This window comes from Massilia forsythiae (assembly GCF_012849555.1).
Lineage (GTDB): Bacteria > Pseudomonadota > Gammaproteobacteria > Burkholderiales > Burkholderiaceae_D > Telluria > Telluria forsythiae.
In genome coordinates, this window is sequence record NZ_CP051685.1 from 1953008 (window position 1) to 1969684 (window position 16677).

16 protein-coding genes and 1 tRNA gene are annotated in these 16677 nt (G+C 68.4%); 2 read left to right on the top strand and 15 right to left on the bottom strand.

All coding sequences use genetic code 11. The annotated features are described in order from the left end of the window. Positions 1-25: 25 nt before the first annotated feature. The 5 genes from HH212_RS08480 to HH212_RS08500 all read right to left on the bottom strand — a co-directional run bounded on the left by HH212_RS08480 (position 26) and on the right by HH212_RS08500 (position 3153). Positions 26-661, bottom strand: coding sequence for a hypothetical protein (locus HH212_RS08480; RefSeq protein ID WP_169435006.1), 636 nt, complete (start codon positions 659-661; stop codon positions 26-28). Positions 662-824: 163 nt separating this feature from the next. After that, positions 825-1346: a peroxiredoxin family protein gene (locus tag HH212_RS08485; RefSeq protein ID WP_170202093.1), complete on the bottom strand. Its 522-nt coding sequence runs from the start codon at positions 1344-1346 to the stop codon at positions 825-827. 101 nt (positions 1347-1447) lie between these two features. Further along, on the bottom strand, positions 1448-2086 hold the full coding sequence (locus HH212_RS08490) for a BON domain-containing protein (protein WP_170202094.1): 639 nt from the start codon (positions 2084-2086) through the stop codon (positions 1448-1450). Then, complete coding sequence (locus HH212_RS08495) at positions 2076-2672, bottom strand: phosphoheptose isomerase (protein WP_170202095.1); 597 nt, start codon at positions 2670-2672, stop codon at positions 2076-2078. The genes HH212_RS08490 and HH212_RS08495 overlap by 11 nt, the downstream gene beginning before the upstream one ends. A 115-nt stretch (positions 2673-2787) precedes the next feature. Continuing rightward, entirely contained in the window at positions 2788-3153 is a 366-nt protein-coding gene (locus HH212_RS08500) for a YraN family protein (protein ID WP_170202096.1), read from the bottom strand. Between the two features lie 311 nt (positions 3154-3464). Here HH212_RS08500 and rsmI point away from each other — a divergent pair, with 311 nt between their 5' ends. Continuing rightward, positions 3465-4370 carry a 16S rRNA (cytidine(1402)-2'-O)-methyltransferase gene (rsmI, locus tag HH212_RS08505; RefSeq protein ID WP_170202097.1) on the top strand — a complete coding sequence of 302 codons (906 nt, stop codon included), beginning with the start codon at positions 3465-3467 and terminating at the stop codon, positions 4368-4370. A 98-nt stretch (positions 4371-4468) separates the two neighbouring features. Here the strand turns inward: rsmI and HH212_RS08510 are convergent, their stop codons facing one another. Then, complete coding sequence (locus HH212_RS08510; protein ID WP_170202098.1) at positions 4469-5251, bottom strand: hypothetical protein; 783 nt, start codon at positions 5249-5251, stop codon at positions 4469-4471. Between the two features lie 133 nt (positions 5252-5384). On the opposite strand from HH212_RS08510, the gene HH212_RS08515 reads away from it, so the two are divergent. Continuing rightward, positions 5385-5461, top strand: a tRNA-Pro gene (locus HH212_RS08515). A 107-nt stretch (positions 5462-5568) separates the two neighbouring features. Here HH212_RS08515 and HH212_RS08520 read toward each other — a convergent pair. The 9 genes from HH212_RS08520 to HH212_RS08560 all read right to left on the bottom strand — a co-directional run bounded on the left by HH212_RS08520 (position 5569) and on the right by HH212_RS08560 (position 16677). After that, positions 5569-6480: a hydroxymethylglutaryl-CoA lyase gene (locus HH212_RS08520; RefSeq protein ID WP_170202099.1), complete on the bottom strand. Its 912-nt coding sequence runs from the start codon at positions 6478-6480 to the stop codon at positions 5569-5571. Positions 6481-6492: 12 nt separating this feature from the next. Then, positions 6493-7428: a 2-hydroxyacid dehydrogenase gene (locus tag HH212_RS08525; RefSeq protein ID WP_170202100.1), complete on the bottom strand. Its 936-nt coding sequence runs from the start codon at positions 7426-7428 to the stop codon at positions 6493-6495. Between the two features lie 62 nt (positions 7429-7490). Further along, positions 7491-9566: an acetyl/propionyl/methylcrotonyl-CoA carboxylase subunit alpha gene (locus HH212_RS08530; protein ID WP_170202101.1), complete on the bottom strand. Its 2076-nt coding sequence runs from the start codon at positions 9564-9566 to the stop codon at positions 7491-7493. 226 nt (positions 9567-9792) lie between these two features. Continuing rightward, on the bottom strand, positions 9793-10827 hold the full coding sequence (gene bioB / locus HH212_RS08535) for a biotin synthase BioB (protein ID WP_170202102.1): 1035 nt from the start codon (positions 10825-10827) through the stop codon (positions 9793-9795). Between the two features lie 34 nt (positions 10828-10861). Then, positions 10862-11698: a dethiobiotin synthase gene (gene bioD / locus HH212_RS08540; protein WP_170202103.1), complete on the bottom strand. Its 837-nt coding sequence runs from the start codon at positions 11696-11698 to the stop codon at positions 10862-10864. A gap of 6 nt (positions 11699-11704) precedes the next feature. Beyond that, positions 11705-12886, bottom strand: a complete 1182-nt coding sequence (gene bioF / locus HH212_RS08545; RefSeq protein WP_170202104.1) for an 8-amino-7-oxononanoate synthase — start codon at positions 12884-12886, stop codon at positions 11705-11707. 12 nt (positions 12887-12898) lie between these two features. After that, on the bottom strand, positions 12899-14239 hold the full coding sequence (gene bioA / locus HH212_RS08550; RefSeq protein WP_170202105.1) for an adenosylmethionine--8-amino-7-oxononanoate transaminase: 1341 nt from the start codon (positions 14237-14239) through the stop codon (positions 12899-12901). 30 nt (positions 14240-14269) lie between these two features. Further along, on the bottom strand, positions 14270-15058 hold the full coding sequence (locus tag HH212_RS08555; RefSeq protein ID WP_170202106.1) for an enoyl-CoA hydratase/isomerase family protein: 789 nt from the start codon (positions 15056-15058) through the stop codon (positions 14270-14272). An 11-nt stretch (positions 15059-15069) separates the two neighbouring features. Then, on the bottom strand, positions 15070-16677 hold the full coding sequence (locus tag HH212_RS08560) for a carboxyl transferase domain-containing protein (protein WP_170202107.1): 1608 nt from the start codon (positions 16675-16677) through the stop codon (positions 15070-15072).

Genomic DNA, 16677 nt, shown 5'->3' on the forward strand with positions numbered 1-16677 from the left:
GATGCCCGGCCAGCGCGGCGCGGGTTCAGGGCAGGCAGTGCGAGGCGATGCCCATTGCGCCGAGACCGGCGACCGGGATGTCCGAGGGCGGATAGCCGTTGCCGAGCACCATGGTGCGCCCGCCCTCGTAGCGCAGCGTCAATTCATCGCCCGCGTAGTCGGGCAAGGCGTGCGGCACGTAGATGGCGAACCGGTAATCCAGGCGCGGGTAATAGCCGTGCCGGAAGACCTGGCTCGACGGTCCTTCCTGGATTTCCATGGCGACCGCGTCGGCGATGACGCGGGTATCGAAGCGCGAATTCAGGTCGGCCGAATCGTCCAGGCGCAGCGTGTAGGGACGCAGGGGGCCGAAGCGCTGCCTGCCGGCGCGCACGCGGAAGCGGTCGACGTCGAAATAAAAGCTCGGCACGCCGGCGCCGGTCACGTCCACGCCGCACAGCAGGAACACGGCCCAGAAGCCCTGCGATGCCAGCGGCGCCACCGATTCCACCGGCAAGTGGCGATGCGGCAGCATCACGGGGCTGGAAAAATCGATGCGGTGGACGTTGGCCACGTGCTGGTAGTGCAGCACCACGGTGTCGCGCAGGTCGACGGGCACGCTGGTGCAGCCCGCCGCCGCCAGGCAGGCGAGCACGCACATGTTGATGGTCAGCTTGCGCATCGCATTCTCCTACGGGACATGTTCAGGGAGGCCGGTGCGCCGGCGGCAGCGGCGGGCGCGTCAAGCTTGCGGCAACCAGGCGGGCCGGGCTTGCGGGAAGTCAGGCGTGCGCGGGGCGCAGCCGGCGCGCGAAACGGCAATGGATGGGCTGTCGATGCGCCCTTCAGGTGGCGCTCAGCGATTTTTGCAGCAGCGCGTGCAGTGCCGTGAAATCGGGTTCGCCCAGGTAGCGCTTGAGGATTTTGCCATCCTTGCCGATGACGAAGGTGGTCGGCGTCATGGCGACGTCGCCGAACTGCCTGGCCAGGTCGCCGCCCGCATCGAGCGCCACCTTGAACGGCAATTGGCGCGTGGCCGCATAGTTCAAGACATAGTTGGGCGGATCGTAGCTCATCGCCACGGCGACGAACTGCAAGCCCTGCCCCTTGAACCTGTTGTAGGTCTCGACCATCTGCGGCATTTCCTTCACGCAGGTGGCGCAGGACGTGGCCCAGAAATTGACCATCACGACCTTGCCGCGCAAATCCTGCGAGCTGATCTTCTGGCCGTCGATGCTCAGGAAGGTGACGTCGGGCGCCTGCTGCTGGCGGCCGAAGGTGGCGGCGCCGATGCCGGCGATGGCGAGCACCGCCGCGCCGATGGCGGCCGGCTTGACCCAGGAGCGGTTGGAGGCGGGAACGGTCATGGCGTGATGGTCGTACGTTGTCGGCGGAGCTTCATTATAGGTCCGAAGCGCCGCCGTCCGCTTGCCGCATCGGCACGCCGCACAGCGGCAGGCCGGGCAACTCAGTTGGCTTGCGCCGTGCGCGCCTGCATCGAGCGCACGTCTTCCTCGCTGATGTATTCGAACATTTTGACGACGCGCATCACGCCGGACACGCCCTTCGCCACGTCGGCGGCGATGTTGCCTTCGCGCTGGGTCACCAGGCCCATCAGGTAGACGTTGCCGCGTTCGGTAACGACCTTGAACGAGGTCGCCTTGATGGTTTGCTTGTCGGCCAGGCTGAGCTTGACCTTGCTGGTGATCAGGGTATCGCTGGAGCGTGAGGTATAGCTGGACACGCCGGCGACCGCCAGTTCGTTCATCACGTTGTCGACGTTGGAAATGCCGCGCACCTCGTTCTCGACGGCGCGCTTCATCGCTTCGTCGCGCACCTCTCCGGTCAGCAGCACCTTGCGGTTGTAGCTGTTGACGTTGACGTGGCCGGCGTCGCCGACGATCTTGCCCAGGTTGACGTCGGCCTTCACCGCGATGGCCTTGTCCTCGGTCTGGGCGCCCAGCGAGCGGCGGTCGGCGGTGGCCACCGCGCCGCCCACCGCGCCGGCGGCGACGATCGCCACGCAGCCCTGCAGGGACGACAGCAGCGCCGCGCACAGCACGGCCTTGGACAGGGGACGCAACAGGGAGGCGGCGTTAACTTGCATCTTCTTCTCCGAACAGGGCGACGTCGAGGCCGTCGCAGATACTGTGGATCGCCACCAGGTGCACTTCCTGGATGCGCGCTGTGCGTGCGTGCTGCACGTTGATATGGACGTCGGCATCGCTCAGCAACTGCCCCAGCTTGCCGCCATCCTTGCCGGTCAGGGCCACGACCCGCATCTCACGTTCCAGCGCGGCTTCGGCCGCGGCCAGCACGTTGCCGGAATTGCCCGAGGTCGAGATCGCCAGCAGGATGTCGCCGGGCTGGCCCAGCGCCTGCACCTGCTTGCTGAAGATCTCGTTGAAACTGTAGTCGTTGCCGACCGCGGTGATGATCGAGGTGTCCGTGCTCAGCGAAATCGCCGGCAAGGGAAAGCGCTCGCGCTCGAAGCGGCCGACCAGCTCGGCGGCGAAGTGCTGGGCATCGCCGGCCGAACCGCCATTGCCGCATGCGAGGATCTTGTTGCCATTGGAAAGCGCATTGAACATCAGCTCGATGGCTTGGGCAATGGGTTGTGCCAGGGCGACACCCGACTTCAGCTTGAGGTCGGCGCTTTCCTGGAAATGGGCGAGGATGCGTTGAGTATTCATGGTCGAAGATTATAGTGTAGTAGCAATGCTCGTCGATCAAGTGCTGCAAAAATTGCTTACACTTGAAAGGCTTACAAGAGACAAGCGCAAGCGCGCCAGCCGGCGCCGCAGCGATTCAGGCGCCCGCCTCGATGGCGCCCTTGAGCCATTCGATGCGCGCGCCGTCGATCGCCACCACGTCGATGCGGCAGGGCGGCATGCGTGCGCAGCGCTGCAGGTAGACCTGGGCGGCGCGCAGGATGCGCCGGATCTTGGCCGGGCCGATGCTGGCCGCGGCACTCACCTGGCTGCCGGCGGCGCGCTGGCGCACTTCGACGAACACCAGGGTCGCGCCGTCGCGCATGACGAGGTCGATTTCGCCCAGCTTGCAAATGAAATTCGCTTCGACCAGCCGCAAACCGTGCTCCTGCAGGTAGGCCAGCGCCGCCTCTTCCCACTGCCTGCCCTGCTCCTGCTTGTGCGACAAGCGCGTCGGCCACATCGTTCTCTCCCTGGGTGCGTTCGTCGCCCTTTGGCATCCGGCCCAGGCGTAAAACGGGACAGAATCCAAACGGCATAAACGGCATTATCGATAAAAACAAATGAATCAGCAAAAACAATTTATTCAGAATAAGTGAAACAAAGGATCAGATTGAGAGTGGAAGTCCCGGCAACCTGCCGGACACGCATCCCCGCTCACCCCGACTCCATCCGGTTTGCTGCCGATTTTTCCGGCTGCGCCCTGCCCGCCTGCCCTTGTGTTTGCGTCCACGCGCGCGCACAATCGGTCCGCCATCCCACCCACCATTTCCAATGACCGACACCTCCTCCAGCCAGATCGCCCAACTGCCCGTCATGGGCGAAGCCGCCCAGCAGTCGTATCCGGACGCCACCTTGTACGTCGTCGCCACGCCGATCGGCAACGTCGCCGACATCACGCTGCGCGCCCTGCACGTGCTGCTGCTGGCCGACGTGGTCGCCTGCGAAGACACGCGCAAGACCGGCGCCCTGCTGACCCGCTTCGGCCTGAACAAACCGATGGTGGCGGCGCACCAGCACAACGAGCGCGAGGTTGCCGTGAAACTGATCGAGCGCCTGCGCGGCGGCGCACGGGTGGCGCTGGTGTCGGATGCCGGCACGCCGGGCGTGTCCGACCCCGGTGCGCGCATCGTCGACGCGGTGCGCGCGGCCGGCTTGCACGTGGTGCCGGTGCCGGGCGCGTCGGCGGCGATCGCGGCGCTGTCGGCCAGCGGCCTGGTGAACGACCGCTTCCATTTTGTCGGCTTTTTGCCGGCCAAGGCCAGGCAGCGCGAGGCCGAGCTGAGTACGCTCAAGCCGATGACGGCGACGCTGGTGATCTATGAGGCGCCGCATCGCATCGTCGATTGCGTCGAGGCGTTAATGGCCGTGTTCGAGCCGCAACGCCAGGTGGTGTTCGCGCGCGAGCTGTCGAAGCTGTTCGAGGAAATCCACCGCTGCCCCTTGCGCGATGCCCTGGCCTGGGTCAAGGCCGACGCCCACCGCGAGCGCGGCGAATTCGTGGTGCTGGTCGAGGGCGCGGCCCTTGCGGCCGATGCCGGCGATGCGGAAGCGGAACGCATCCTGCAGATCCTGTTGAGCGAGTGCTCGGTGAAGCAGGCTGCCTCCCTGGCGGCGCAGATCACCGGGCGCAAGAAGAACGCGCTGTACGAGCGCGCGCTGCAGATCAAGGGCGAGTAAGAACTATCCCCAGCAGACAGGGGGAAGCGAGCGCAATCGGGCGTTCCCGTGTTCTTGTACCGTACCGGCGTGCAACACGGGCTGGCGGGTGGCGCCCGTCACCATTTGCAGCCGCTGTCCTTCTTGTCCATCATCAGGTAGAGCGGCGCCAGCAGGCCGCCCGGCACGCCGTCCTTGCAGTCGGCGCGCCTGGCGCCGGCGATGCCGCGCGCCAGCCGGCTTTCGGTTTCCAGCGGTTTTTGCGGCAGGCGTTCGAGCGCGGTGCCGGCCCTGGATGGATCGGGTTCGCCGGCCAGCTTGCGCGCCGTGGCGCGCGCCGCCTCCAGGTCGAAGCGTGGCGGCGCGGCGCCATCGTTGGCAGCTGCGCTGTCGTCCGCGCGACCGGCGGGCACCGCGGGCGCCACCGTAAAACCGCTGGCGGGCGCCTGCCGGGCCGCCGGCGTGACGGCGATGAGCGGCGGGGCAGGGCGCACGCGCGGCGCGGCGCCGGTATCCGGCGGCGGCGTGCGCGCCGTGGCCGAGGACGGGGCGCCCGCCGATGTCGTCTCGGCGGGCGGCGTCCTGGGTGCGGCTGGCGCCGATCTGGTGACGGACCTTGCTGCCGGCTCCACGGAAGCCGCTGCGGCCTGGCCGGCAGCCGCCGGCGGCGCTGCCGGCTGCAGGCGCACCGTCAGCGCTTCGATTGCTGCAGCGGGAGGCGCAGCCGGCTGCGGCTGCCGTACCAGCGCCAGCAGCGCCGCGTGCAGCGCCAGCGAAGCGGCGACGGCGCCGGCCACGCGCCGCGCCTGGCGCCGCCCGCCGGCTGTGTCGCACGGTGCGCAACCGGCGGCGATGTCGGCGCCGGCGCCCGGAACGGTGGCGGAAGACAGCCCGTGATGCATGCGTGCTCCTGATGCGAAGGACGGCCGTGCCGGCGTCGGAGTGAAAAAAATTGTGCAGGAAAACCGCACGCGCGCCGATTCACGAGCGCTTTCCTTGACGCCAACGGGGTGCGCCGGTTATGATGGCTGTCTTCGGAGTGTAGCGCAGCCCGGTAGCGCATCTGGTTTGGGACCAGAGGGTCCAAGGTTCGAATCCTTGTACTCCGACCAGTATATCAAGAAGGCCGACGAGCGATCGTCGGCCTTTTTCATTTCCGCGCCGCCATCATCGGCGCCACCGCCCCACCGGCACGCCGATGGGGCAACGGGACCGACGATCAGCCGGCGTGCTTGGCCAGCAGCGCATTGCCGACCCGGCTCGCGCCCTTGCGCCCGAGTTGCGCCGAAATGAAGGCGCCGGCATCCACCACCTGCTGCAAGTCGACGCCGGTCTGGATGCCGAGCCCGTCCAGCAGGTACAGCACGTCCTCGGTGGCGACGTTGCCGGTGGCGCCCCTGGCGTACGGGCAGCCGCCCAGTCCCGCCACCGACGAGTGAAAGATCGCCACGCCGACTTCCAGGCTGGCATAGATGTTGGCCAGCGCCTGGCCATAGGTATCGTGGAAGTGGCCCGAGATGCGTTCCAGCGCGAAGGCCCTGGCCGCGGTCTGCATCACCGCCTGTGTCTTGCGCGGCGTCGACACGCCGATGGTGTCGGCGATGTCGATCTCGTCGCAGCCGAGATCGCGCATGCGGCCCACCACGTCGGCCACGGCCTCCAGCGGCACCTCTCCCTGGTACGGACAGCCGAAGGCGCAGCTGACGCTGCCGCGCAGGCGCAGTCCGTGTTCCCTGGCGGCGCGCGCCACCGGTTCGAAGCGCGCGATCGATTCCGCGATCGAGCAGTTGATGTTCTTGTGCGAGAACGCTTCCGAGGCCGAGCCGAAGATCACGACCTCGCCGGCGCCGGCCGCCAGCGCCGCCTCGAAGCCCTGCATGTTCGGCGTCAGCGCCGAATAGAGCGTGCCGGGACGGCGCTCGATGCCGGCCATGACCTCGGCGCTGGTGGCCATCTGCGGCACCCACTTCGGCGACACGAACGACGCCGCCTCGATATTCATAAAACCGGCGCGCGACAGGCGGTCCACCAGTTCGATCTTGACCCGGGCGGACACCGCCTCCTTTTCGTTCTGCAGCCCGTCGCGCGGACCGACCTCGACGATCTTGACGTGTTGCGGCAAGTTGTTCATGGCATGGCTCCTTCAATAGCCCCGGTTGCGGTCGACGAGGTCGGCGACCGTTTCGCCGCGCTCGAGCAACGCGATCTTGGCGGCGATCTGGCGCACGGCCTCTTCGCGGATGGTCAGCGCCGCGATGTGCGGCGTGATGCTGATGCGCGGCTCGCCCCAGAACGGGTGCGGCGCCGGCAGCGGTTCGTTGCGGAACACGTCCAGCGTGGCGCCGGCGAGGTGGCCGGCGCGGATCAGCGCCAGCAGGTCCGGCTCGGCCACCTGCGCGCCGCGCGCGACGTTGATCAGGTAGGCGCCCTGCGGCAATCTGGCCAGGCGCGCGCGGTCGAGCAGGTTGTTCGTCTGCGGCGTCAGCGGCAGCATCGATACCAGCACCCGGGTGCCGGCCAGGAAATCGTCCAGCGCCGCCATGCCGGCATAGCAATCCACGCCGGGCGCGTCCTTGGGCGTGCGGCTCCAGCCGCGCACCGGAAAGCCGAGCTGGCGCAGCGTGCGCAGCACCGGCATGCCGAGCTTGCCCATGCCGAGCACGCCGACCGTGAACGCGCTCTTGTCGCGCGGCGGCAAGGGCCGCCAGATGCCCTGGCGCGCCTGCTGTTCGTGCTCGTCGAAGCGGCGGTAATAGCGCAGCACCGCATGCGCCACGTATTCCGCCATCTGCTCGGCCATGCCGGCGTCGCCCAGGCGGATCAGCGGCACCGGCGGCAGCAGGTCGCCGAATTTTAATATCGCATCGACGCCGGCCCCCATCAGGAACACCGCCTTGACCTGCGCCAGCGTGTCCAGCAGGGCGGGGCAGGGCGACCACAGCACCGCGTAGTCGTACGGTCCCCACGGCGTGGACGCGCCTTCCTCCCAGGCGACGGTCTCGGCATGCGGCAATGCGGCGGCGAAGTCGCGCGCCCAGGGTTCGATCTGTCCATCTCCGCGGTACAGCAAGATCCGCATCGCTTGTCTCCCCATCGTTCGTGTTGTCGTTGGCGGTCAGCGCGGCGTTGCCGCCGCGCTCGTCACGCCGCCGCCTGGAACGCCAGCAGCGGGGCGCCGTCGGCCACCTGGTCGCCGACCCGGTACAGGACTTCCTCGACCAGGCCGTCGCTCGGCGCCGCGATCGTGTGTTCCATCTTCATCGCTTCCATGATCACCAGCGGTTCTCCCTTTTTGACGTGCTGGCCGCCGGACGCCATCACCGCCACCACCTTGCCCGGCATCGGCGCGGTCAGGCGTCCGCCCGCGGCTTCGTGTTCGCCGGCATGCGCCAGCGGGTCCTGCCACGCCAGCACGTGGTGGCCCCCGCCGCTGAACACGTGCAGCAGTTCTCCTTCGCGGTGCACCGTGCCCTGCAGCGCATTGCCGTCCAGGCGCAGCGTGCCGTGGCCGTCGCCGCACGCGGCCGGCGCCAGCGCGTGCTGACGGCCATCGACCTCGATGGTGCAGCCGCGCGCGTGATAGGCGACGCCGACCCGATACGGCTCGTTGCCGCCGGCGCCGGTGTAGTCGTCGGTGAACGCCAGGCGCCGGCGGTACACGCCGTTCAGGCGCCAGCCGTGGGCGCTGCTCCACGGGTCGGCCGGGTTGGCCGGGTTGGCCCGGTTGGCCGACAGTGACCGCGTGCGTCCCTGCTCTTCCTGCAGCAGGGCGCTGGCGGCCAATGCCAGCACGGGCAGGGGCGCCGGCGCGGCGGGAGGGAACAGGGTGGCGGCGTTGCGTTCGATCAGGCCGGTGTCCAGGTCGGCGTTGGCGAAGGCATCGCCCTCGACCAGGCGTTTCAGAAAGGCGATGTTGGTGGCCAGGCCGACGATGTGGAATTCGGACAGCGCCTGCGCCATCCGTGCCAGCGCCTGGCCGCGGTCCACGCCCCAGACGATCAGCTTGGCGATCATCGGGTCGTAGAACGGGGAAATCGCATCGCCCTGGCGCACGCCGGCATCGATGCGCACGGCGGCCGGCTCGCCGCCGCTGCCGGCGCCTGCGTGGCCGCCCAGCGCGAACGCCACGTGGGCGGGCGTGTCCATCACCTGCAGCGTGCCGATCGACGGCAGGAACCCCTTTTCCGGGTTTTCCGCGTACACGCGCGCCTCGATCGCGTGGCCGTGGATGGCCAATTCCTCCTGCCGCTTGGGCAGCGGCTGGCCGGCCGCCACGCGCAGCTGCCATTCGACCAGGTCGGTGCCGGTGATCATCTCGGTGACCGGATGCTCGACCTGCAGGCGCGTGTTCATCTCCATGAAGTAGAACGAGCCGTCCTGGTTGGCGATGAATTCGACGGTGCCGGCGCCGACGTAACCGACCGCGCGCGCGGCCGCCACCGCCGCCTCTCCCATCGCCGCGCGCCGATCCAGCGGCATGCCAGGCGCCGGCGCTTCTTCCAGCACCTTCTGGTGGCGGCGCTGCACCGAGCAGTCGCGCTCGTGCAGGTAGACGCAGTTGCCCCGGGTGTCGGCGAATACCTGGATCTCGATGTGGCGCGGACGCTGCAGGTATTTCTCGACCAGCACCTTGGCGTCGCCGAAGGACGAGACGGCTTCGCGCTGGCACGAGGCCAGCGCCGCCTGGAAATCCTCGGCGCGCTCGACCACGCGCATGCCCTTGCCGCCGCCGCCGGCGCTGGCTTTCAGCAGCACCGGATAGCCGATGCGGTTGGCCTGCGCCTGCAGCAGTTCCGGGTCCTGGTCGTCGCCGTGGTAGCCCGGCACCAGCGGCACCTGCGCCCCTTCCATCAGCTGCTTGGCCGCCGACTTGGAACCCATGGCACGCATCGCGGCGGCCGGCGGGCCGATGAACACCAGGCCGGCTTGCGCGCAGGCGTCGGCGAAGCCGGCGTTCTCGGACAGGAAGCCGTAGCCCGGGTGGATCGCCTGCGCGCCGCAGGCCCTGGCCACCTCGATGATCCTGTCGCCGCGCAGGTAGCTGTCCTTGGCGGCGGCGGGGCCGATCAGCACCGCCTCGTCGCACACGGCGACGTGCCTGGCGCCGGCGTCGGCTTCCGAATAGACGGCGACGGTACGGATGCCCATGCGGCGCGCGGTGGCCGCGACCCGGCAGGCGATTTCGCCACGGTTGGCGATCAGGATCTTGGTGAACATTGGTGTCTCGTGTGTTGTATGTTTTATGGAATGGGGTGGTGCGGATGATGACCCGGTTGTTCGCGTACCTATCGTCGTCCCCGCGGAGGCGGGGACCCATGCTGAGCTTCCGAAGCCGTATCTTCGAAGACGCCGCGGTGTTTCTGGCAGACCGGATTCTGTTATTCAGTATGGGTCCCCGCCTGCGCGGGGAGGACGCACGACGGTACGTGTCCGCATCAAGCGGTCAGCACCCGCAACTCTGCTTCTGCACCGAATCCAGCGTCGCCGCGCGGGTTTTCAAACCCAGCTTTTCCAGCAGCGCGCGGTCGTCGTCGGCTTCCGGGTTGTCGGTGGTGAGCAGCTTGTCGCCGTAGAAGATCGAATTGGCGCCGGCCATGAAGCACATCGCCTGCACCGCTTCGCCCAGCTGGCGGCGGCCGGCCGACAGGCGCACACGCGCCTTCGGCATGGTGATGCGCGCCACCGCGATGGTGCGCACGAATTCGATCGGGTCCAGCGGCGGCAAGCCGTGCAGCGGCGTGCCTTCGACCTGCACCAGGTGGTTCACCGGCACCGATTCCGGGTACGGGTTCATGTTGGCCAGCTGGGCGATCAGGCCGGCGCGCTGGGCGCGCGTTTCTCCCATGCCGACGATGCCGCCGCAGCACACCTTCAGGCCGGCGCTGCGCACGCGGCCGAGCGTGTCCAGGCGGTCCTGGTAGTCGCGCGTCGAGATCACGTCGCCATAAAAGTCGGGCGCGGTGTCGATGTTGTGGTTGTAGTAGTCCAGGCCGGCCTGCTTCAGCTGCTCGGCCTGGCCCACTTCCAGCATGCCCAGCGTGGCGCAGGTTTCCATGCCCAGCGCCTTCACTTCGCGCACCATGGTCTCGACTTTCTCCATGTCGCGCTCCTTCGGGCTGCGCCAGGCGGCGCCCATGCAGAAGCGGGTGGCGCCGTTGGCCTTGGCCTGGCGCGCCGCGTCCAGCACGGTGTCCAGGTCGAGGATTTTCTTGGCTTCGACGCCGGTGTCGTAGCGCGCCGCCTGCGGGCAATAGCCGCAGTCTTCCTCGCAGCCGCCGGTTTTGATCGACAGCAAGGTCGCCAGTTCGACGTCGCCGTCGGGGAAGTTGGCGCGCTGGGTCTGCTGGGCGCGGAACATCAGTTCCGGCAGCGGCAGTTCGAACAGCGCCAGCACCTCGGCCAGGGGCCAGGTGGCGTCCTGCGGCAGGCTGGCCGGGGTGGCCGGCGGGAATAAAGTGACGACTTGGGATGGGGACATTTGGTTCCTTGTGACGTTCAGGTGGTCTTGGTGTTCAGTGTTGCCTGGCCGGCCAGCCCGGCAGGCCGGCCAGCTCGATGAAGGCGGCGGCGGCGGCGGCCGTGGGCTGGTCCAGGCGCGGGATGCGTCCCAGCAGCGGCGCCGGCATGCGCTGCTGCAGCGCGGCGACGTTCTCGTCGACGAAGCGCATGTCCGGGTCGGCCAGGTTGGCGACCCAGCCGGCCAGCACCAGGCCGCGCGCCACGATCGCCTCGGCGGTGAGCAAGGCGTGGCTGATGCAGCCCAGGCGCAGGCCGACCACCAGGATCACCGGCAGGCCGAGCTGCACTGCCAGGCCGGCGCTGTCGAAATCGTCGGAGAAGGGCACGCAAAAGCCGCCCACGCCCTCGACCACGGTGGCGTCGGACGCGCCCAGGATCTCGGCATAGGCGGCGATGATCGGCACCGGTTCGATGGTGACGCCTTCCAGCGCCGCCGCGATATGCGGCGCGCACGGCTCGCGCAGCATGAAGGGCGTGGTGATGTGCTGCGGCAGGTGCACGTTGCCGGCGCCGCGCAGCATGGCCGCGTCCTCGTTGTGCAGCTCGCCGTCGCGCAGTTCGGCGCCGGCGGCGATCGGCTTCATGCCGCAGGCGCGCACGCCCTGGTCGACCAGCTTGTGCAGGATCGCGCTCGAGACCAGCGTCTTGCCGATCTCGGTGTCGGTGCCGGCCACGAAGCAGGCGAAGCGGGTCGGGATGCCTTCGGCGGCCAGCGCGGCCGGGATGGCCGCCGGCGCCGGCGCGGCGGCGGCCGCCGGTTCGGCGATGCCGACCTCGGGTTGCGCGGGCGCGCCGCCGGTCTGTTCAGGATCGTTGAGGGCCGTATTCATGGTCGTTCAGCTCCTTTCCAAATGGTTCAATGCAGCGGCAAGCTGCGCGACGTCGTCATGCGTATGCGCCGCCGACAGGGTCACGCGCAGGCGCGCCGTGCCGGCCGCCACGGTGGGCGGACGGATCGCCGGCACCCACAAGCCCTGCTCGTGCAGGCGCGCGGCCACGCGCAGCGCCTCGTCGTTGGCGCCGATGACGATCGGCTGGATCGCGGTGGGAGAGGGCGGCCGCTGCCAGCGTTGCACGCGCAGCGCCTCCTTGAATTGCGCGGTCAAGCGTTCCAGGTGCGCGCGCCGTTCCTGTCCTTCGTCGCCCTCGATGATGTCGAGGCTGGCCAGCAGCGCGTGCGCCAGCGCCGGCGGCGCCGCGGTGGTGTAGATGTAGGGCCGCGCGCGCTGCACCAGCAGTTCGACCACGGCTTCGTGCGCCGCCACAAAGGCGCCGCCGACGCCGGCCGCCTTGCCCAGCGTGCCGACGTAGACCAGGTTCGGCGAGCGCAAATTAAAATGTTCCAGGGCGCCGCGCCCGTGTTTTCCCAGCACGCCGAAGCCGTGCGCATCGTCGACCACCAGCCAGGCGCCGTGCCGTTCGCACAGCGCCAGCAGGTCCGGCAGCGGCGCCAGGTCGCCGTCCATGCTGAACACGCTGTCGGTGACCACGATTTTTACGCGCGCGCTGCTGGCGGCCAGTTGTGCCGCCAGCGCGCCGGCGTCGCCGTGCGGGTACACCGTCACCCCGGCGCGCGCCAGGCGGGCGCCGTCGATCAGCGAGGCGTGGTTCAGCGCTTCCGAAAAGATCATCGTGTCGGCATCCGCGCCGAGCGCGCCCAGCACCGCCAGGTTGGCCATGTAGCCGGTGCAGAAGTACAGCGCGCGCGCCCGCTCCAGGTGCGGCGCCGCGAAGGCGGCCAGGCGCTCTTCCAGCAATGCATGCGCGCGGCTGTGGCCGGACACCAGGTGCGAGGCGCCGCTGCCGGCGCCGTACAGGTCCGCCCCTTCGCGCAGCGCCGCCACCACGCGCGGATGCGCCGCCAGACCGAGGTAATCGTTGCTGCAAAAGGCCAGCAGTGCGCGCCCATCGACCACCTGGCGCGGCGCGCACGGCGTGTCGGCGCTCCTGCGGCGGCGCGTCAGGCTGTGCGCGTCCAGCGCATCGAGCTTCGATTGGATGTCGGCGATCAGGTCCATGCCATGCATCCTTCAGTCCGCGATCACCGATTCGAACACACGCCGCGTGCGCGCCGCCAGGCCGGCGAGTTCTTCGTCGTCGAGCACGTAGGGCGGCATCAGGTACACGGTGCGGCCGATCGGGCGCAGCAGCAGTTCGTTTTCCACCGCCGCGGTGAAGAAGCGGCGCGAAAAGGTGGCCGCGCGTGCGTTGTCCGGCTCGACCGCGTCGAACGCCAGGATCATGCCGCGCTGGCGAAAGTTTTTTACGCGCGCGTGGTCGATCAACCCGGCCATTTCCAGCATCAGGCGCGTGGCCGACTGCCGGTTGCGCTCGATGACGGCGTCGTCCCTGAAGATCTGCAGCGTCGCCAGCGCGGCGCGGCAAGCCAGCGCGTTGCCGGTGTACGAGTGCGAGTGCAGGAAGCCGCGCGTGACGTCTTCGCTGTAAAAGGCGTCGTAGACCTGGTCGGTGGTGAGCACCAGCGACAGCGGCAGGTAGCCGCCGCTGATGCCCTTCGACAGGCACATGAAGTCGGGCCAGATGGCGGCCTGCTCGCAGGCGAAGAAGGTGCCGGTGCGCCCGCAGCCGACCGCGATCTCGTCGGCGATCAGGTGCACGTGGTAGCGGTCGCACAGTTCGCGCAGGCGCTGCAGGTAGACCGGGTCGTGCATCGCCATGCCGGTGGCGCACTGCACCAGCGGCTCGACGATGATGGCGGCGATGCTGCCGGCTTTTTCCGCGAACAGCGCCTCGACGTCCCTGGCGGCGCGCAGCGCCACCTCGCGCGCCGATTCGCCCTCGACGGCATTGCGCGCGTCGGGCGAGGCCACGGTGCGCGCCGCGCGCAGCAGCGGCCCATAGGCATCCTTGAACAGGGCGACGTCGGTCACGCCCAGCGCGCCCACGGTCTCGCCGTGGTAGGAACCCTGCAGGCAGACGAATTCCTGCTTGTCCGGATAACCGGCGTTGCGCCAGTAGTGAAAACTCATCTTCAGCGCGATCTCGACCGCCGAGGCGCCGTCGGATGCATAAAAGGCGTGGCCGAGCGCGTGGCCGGTGAGGGCGGCCAGCTGTTCCGATAGTTCCACCACCGGCTCGTGCGTAAAGCCGGCCAGCATCGCGTGTTCCAGCTTGTCCAGTTGGTCCTTGAGCGCGGCGTTGATGCGCGGATTGGCGTGGCCGAACAGGTTGACCCACCACGAGCTGATGCCGTCCAGGTAGCGCCGCCCCTCGTGGTCGTAGAGCCAGGCGCCCTTGGCGTGGCTGACGGCGATCAGCGGCACCTGCTCGTGGTGCTGCATCTGCGTGCAGGGGTGCCAGACGCTGCGCAGGCTGCGGGCGATCCAGTCGGAGGAGGCGGTCGGCTTCAAGATGGTTTCCAGGTATTTAATATAAATCGTTTATGTCGATAGCCAGGACGGCTTGCGCTTTTCCAGGAACGAGGCGACGCCTTCGCGCCCTTCTTCGGAGGCGCGGATGGCGGCGATGCGGCCGGCGGTATCGGCCAGCAGCGCATCGTCGACCGGTGCGCCGGCAATATCGCGCACCAGCTTTTTCGCTTCGCGCACGGCGTTCGGGCTGTTGGCCGCCAGCGCGCGGGCGATGGCGGAGACGGTCGCGTCCAGCGCCTCCATCGGCACCACCTCGTGCGCCAGGCCGATGCGCCTGGCCTCGAGCGCATCGAAGCGCTCGGCGGTGAGAAAATAGCGGCGCGCGGCCTGCTCGCCCATCGCCTTGATGACGTAGGGAGAAATCGTCGCCGGCACCAGGCCCAGTTTCACTTCCGACAGGCAGAAGTTGACGCCCTCTGCCGCCACCACGATGTCGCATGCGGCCACCAGGCCCATGCCGCCGGCGTAGCAGTCGCCCTGCACCCGCGCCACCACCGGCTTCGGACTGACATAGATGGTGCGCAGCATGGCGGCCAGGCGCATGGCGTCGGCCTCGTTCTCGGCCGGCGAGTAGGCGGCCATGCGCTTCATCCAGTGCAAGTCGGCGCCGGCGCAAAAGGCCGGGCCGTTGGCGGCCAGCACGATGGCGCGCACGGCCGGATCCTGGCCGAGTTCGTCGAAGGCCATGGCCAGGTCGGCGATGGCGGTCTCGTTAAAGGCGTTGCGCAGCTGCGGGCGGTTCAGCGTGACGGTAGCCACCTTGGCGGCGACGGCGATGTCGAGCGTCTCGTAGTTCATCCGACTCTCCCTTACATGCGGAACACGCCGAACTTGGTATCGTCGATCGGCGCATTCAACGCCGCCGACAGGCCCAGGCCCAGCACCATGCGCGTGTCGGCCGGATCGATTACGCCGTCGTCCCACAGGCGCGCACTGGCATAGTACGGGTGGCCCTGCTGCTCGTACTGGTCCTTGATCGGCTGCTTGAACGCGGCCTCGTCGTCCGCCGACCAGGCGCCGCCCTTGGCTTCGATGCCGTCGCGCTTGACGGTGGCCAGCACCGAGGCGGCCTGGTCGCCGCCCATCACCGAAATGCGCGCATTCGGCCACATCCACAAGAAGCGCGGCGAGAAAGCGCGCCCGCACATGCCGTAGTTGCCGGCGCCGAACGAGCCGCCGATGATCACGGTGAACTTCGGCACCGCCGCGGTGGCGACCGCGGTCACCATCTTGGCGCCGTTGCGGGCGATGCCCTCGTTCTCGTACTTGCGGCCGACCATGAAGCCGGTGATATTTTGCAGGAACACCAGCGGGATCTTGCGCTGGCAGCACAGCTCGATGAAGTGGGTGCCCTTCAGCGCCGATTCCGAGAACAGGATGCCGTTGTTGGCGATGATGCCGACCTGCATGCCGAAGATGTGGGCGAAGCCGCACACCAGGGTAGTGCCGTAGCGCGCCTTGAACTCGTCGAACGCACTGGCGTCGACCACGCGCGCGATGACTTCGCGCACGTCGAAGGGTTTACGGGTATCGACCGGGATCACGCCGTACAGTTCCTCCGCGGCGTACTTCGGCTCGCTCGATGTGCGCAGCGCGCCCTGCTGCGGCTTGCTGCGGTTCAGGTTGGCGACGATCGTTCGCGCCAGCGCCAGCGCGTGGGTATCGTCCTGGGCCAGGTGGTCGACCACGCCGGACAGGCGCGTGTGCACGTCGCCGCCGCCCAGGTCTTCCGCGCTGACCACCTCGCCGGTGGCCGCCTTTACCAGGGGCGGGCCGCCCAGGAAGATGGTGCCTTGCTCCTTGACGATGATCGATTCGTCGCTCATGGCCGGCACGTAGGCGCCGCCGGCGGTGCACGAGCCCATCACCACGGCGATCTGCGGGATGCCTTTGCTGGACAGATTGGCCTGGTTGTAAAAAATGCGGCCGAAATGGTCGCGGTCGGGAAACACGTCGTCCTGGTTCGGCAGGTTGGCGCCGCCGGAATCGACCAGGTAAATGCACGGCAAATTGTTCTGCTCGGCGATCTCCTGCGCGCGCAAGTGTTTTTTCACCGTCATCGGGTAATAGGTGCCGCCCTTGACGGTGGCGTCGTTACAGACGATCACGCATTCCTGGCCGGCGACCCTGCCGATGCCGGTGATGATGCCGGCGCTGGGCGCGGCGTCGTCGTACATGGCGTAGGCCGCCAGCTGCGACAACTCGAGAAAGGGCGTCCCGGGATCGAGCAACATCTGCACCCGCTCGCGCGGCAACAGCTTGCCGCGCGCCACGTGCTTGGCAGAGGCCGCTTCGCCGCCGCCTTCGGCGATGGCCGCCACCTTGGCGCGTAGATCGTCGACCACGGCGCGCATGGCGGCGGCGTTGGCGGTGAAGTCCTCGTTACGCGGGTTGAGCTTGGTTTCGATCTGGGGCAT

Coding starts and splice junctions, on each gene's coding strand:
- HH212_RS08480 (WP_169435006.1), bottom strand. CDS start 661: ATGCGCAAGCTGACCATCAACATGTGCGTGCTCGCCTGCCTGGCGGCG.
- HH212_RS08485 (WP_170202093.1), bottom strand. CDS start 1,346: ATGACCGTTCCCGCCTCCAACCGCTCCTGGGTCAAGCCGGCCGCCATC.
- HH212_RS08490 (WP_170202094.1), bottom strand. CDS start 2,086: ATGCAAGTTAACGCCGCCTCCCTGTTGCGTCCCCTGTCCAAGGCCGTG.
- HH212_RS08495 (WP_170202095.1), bottom strand. CDS start 2,672: ATGAATACTCAACGCATCCTCGCCCATTTCCAGGAAAGCGCCGACCTC.
- HH212_RS08500 (WP_170202096.1), bottom strand. CDS start 3,153: ATGTGGCCGACGCGCTTGTCGCACAAGCAGGAGCAGGGCAGGCAGTGG.
- rsmI (WP_170202097.1), top strand. CDS start 3,465: ATGACCGACACCTCCTCCAGCCAGATCGCCCAACTGCCCGTCATGGGC.
- HH212_RS08510 (WP_170202098.1), bottom strand. CDS start 5,251: ATGCATCACGGGCTGTCTTCCGCCACCGTTCCGGGCGCCGGCGCCGAC.
- HH212_RS08520 (WP_170202099.1), bottom strand. CDS start 6,480: ATGAACAACTTGCCGCAACACGTCAAGATCGTCGAGGTCGGTCCGCGC.
- HH212_RS08525 (WP_170202100.1), bottom strand. CDS start 7,428: ATGCGGATCTTGCTGTACCGCGGAGATGGACAGATCGAACCCTGGGCG.
- HH212_RS08530 (WP_170202101.1), bottom strand. CDS start 9,566: ATGTTCACCAAGATCCTGATCGCCAACCGTGGCGAAATCGCCTGCCGG.
- bioB (WP_170202102.1), bottom strand. CDS start 10,827: ATGTCCCCATCCCAAGTCGTCACTTTATTCCCGCCGGCCACCCCGGCC.
- bioD (WP_170202103.1), bottom strand. CDS start 11,698: ATGAATACGGCCCTCAACGATCCTGAACAGACCGGCGGCGCGCCCGCG.
- bioF (WP_170202104.1), bottom strand. CDS start 12,886: ATGGACCTGATCGCCGACATCCAATCGAAGCTCGATGCGCTGGACGCG.
- HH212_RS08555 (WP_170202106.1), bottom strand. CDS start 15,058: ATGAACTACGAGACGCTCGACATCGCCGTCGCCGCCAAGGTGGCTACC.
- HH212_RS08560 (WP_170202107.1), bottom strand. CDS start 16,677: ATGCCCCAGATCGAAACCAAGCTCAACCCGCGTAACGAGGACTTCACC.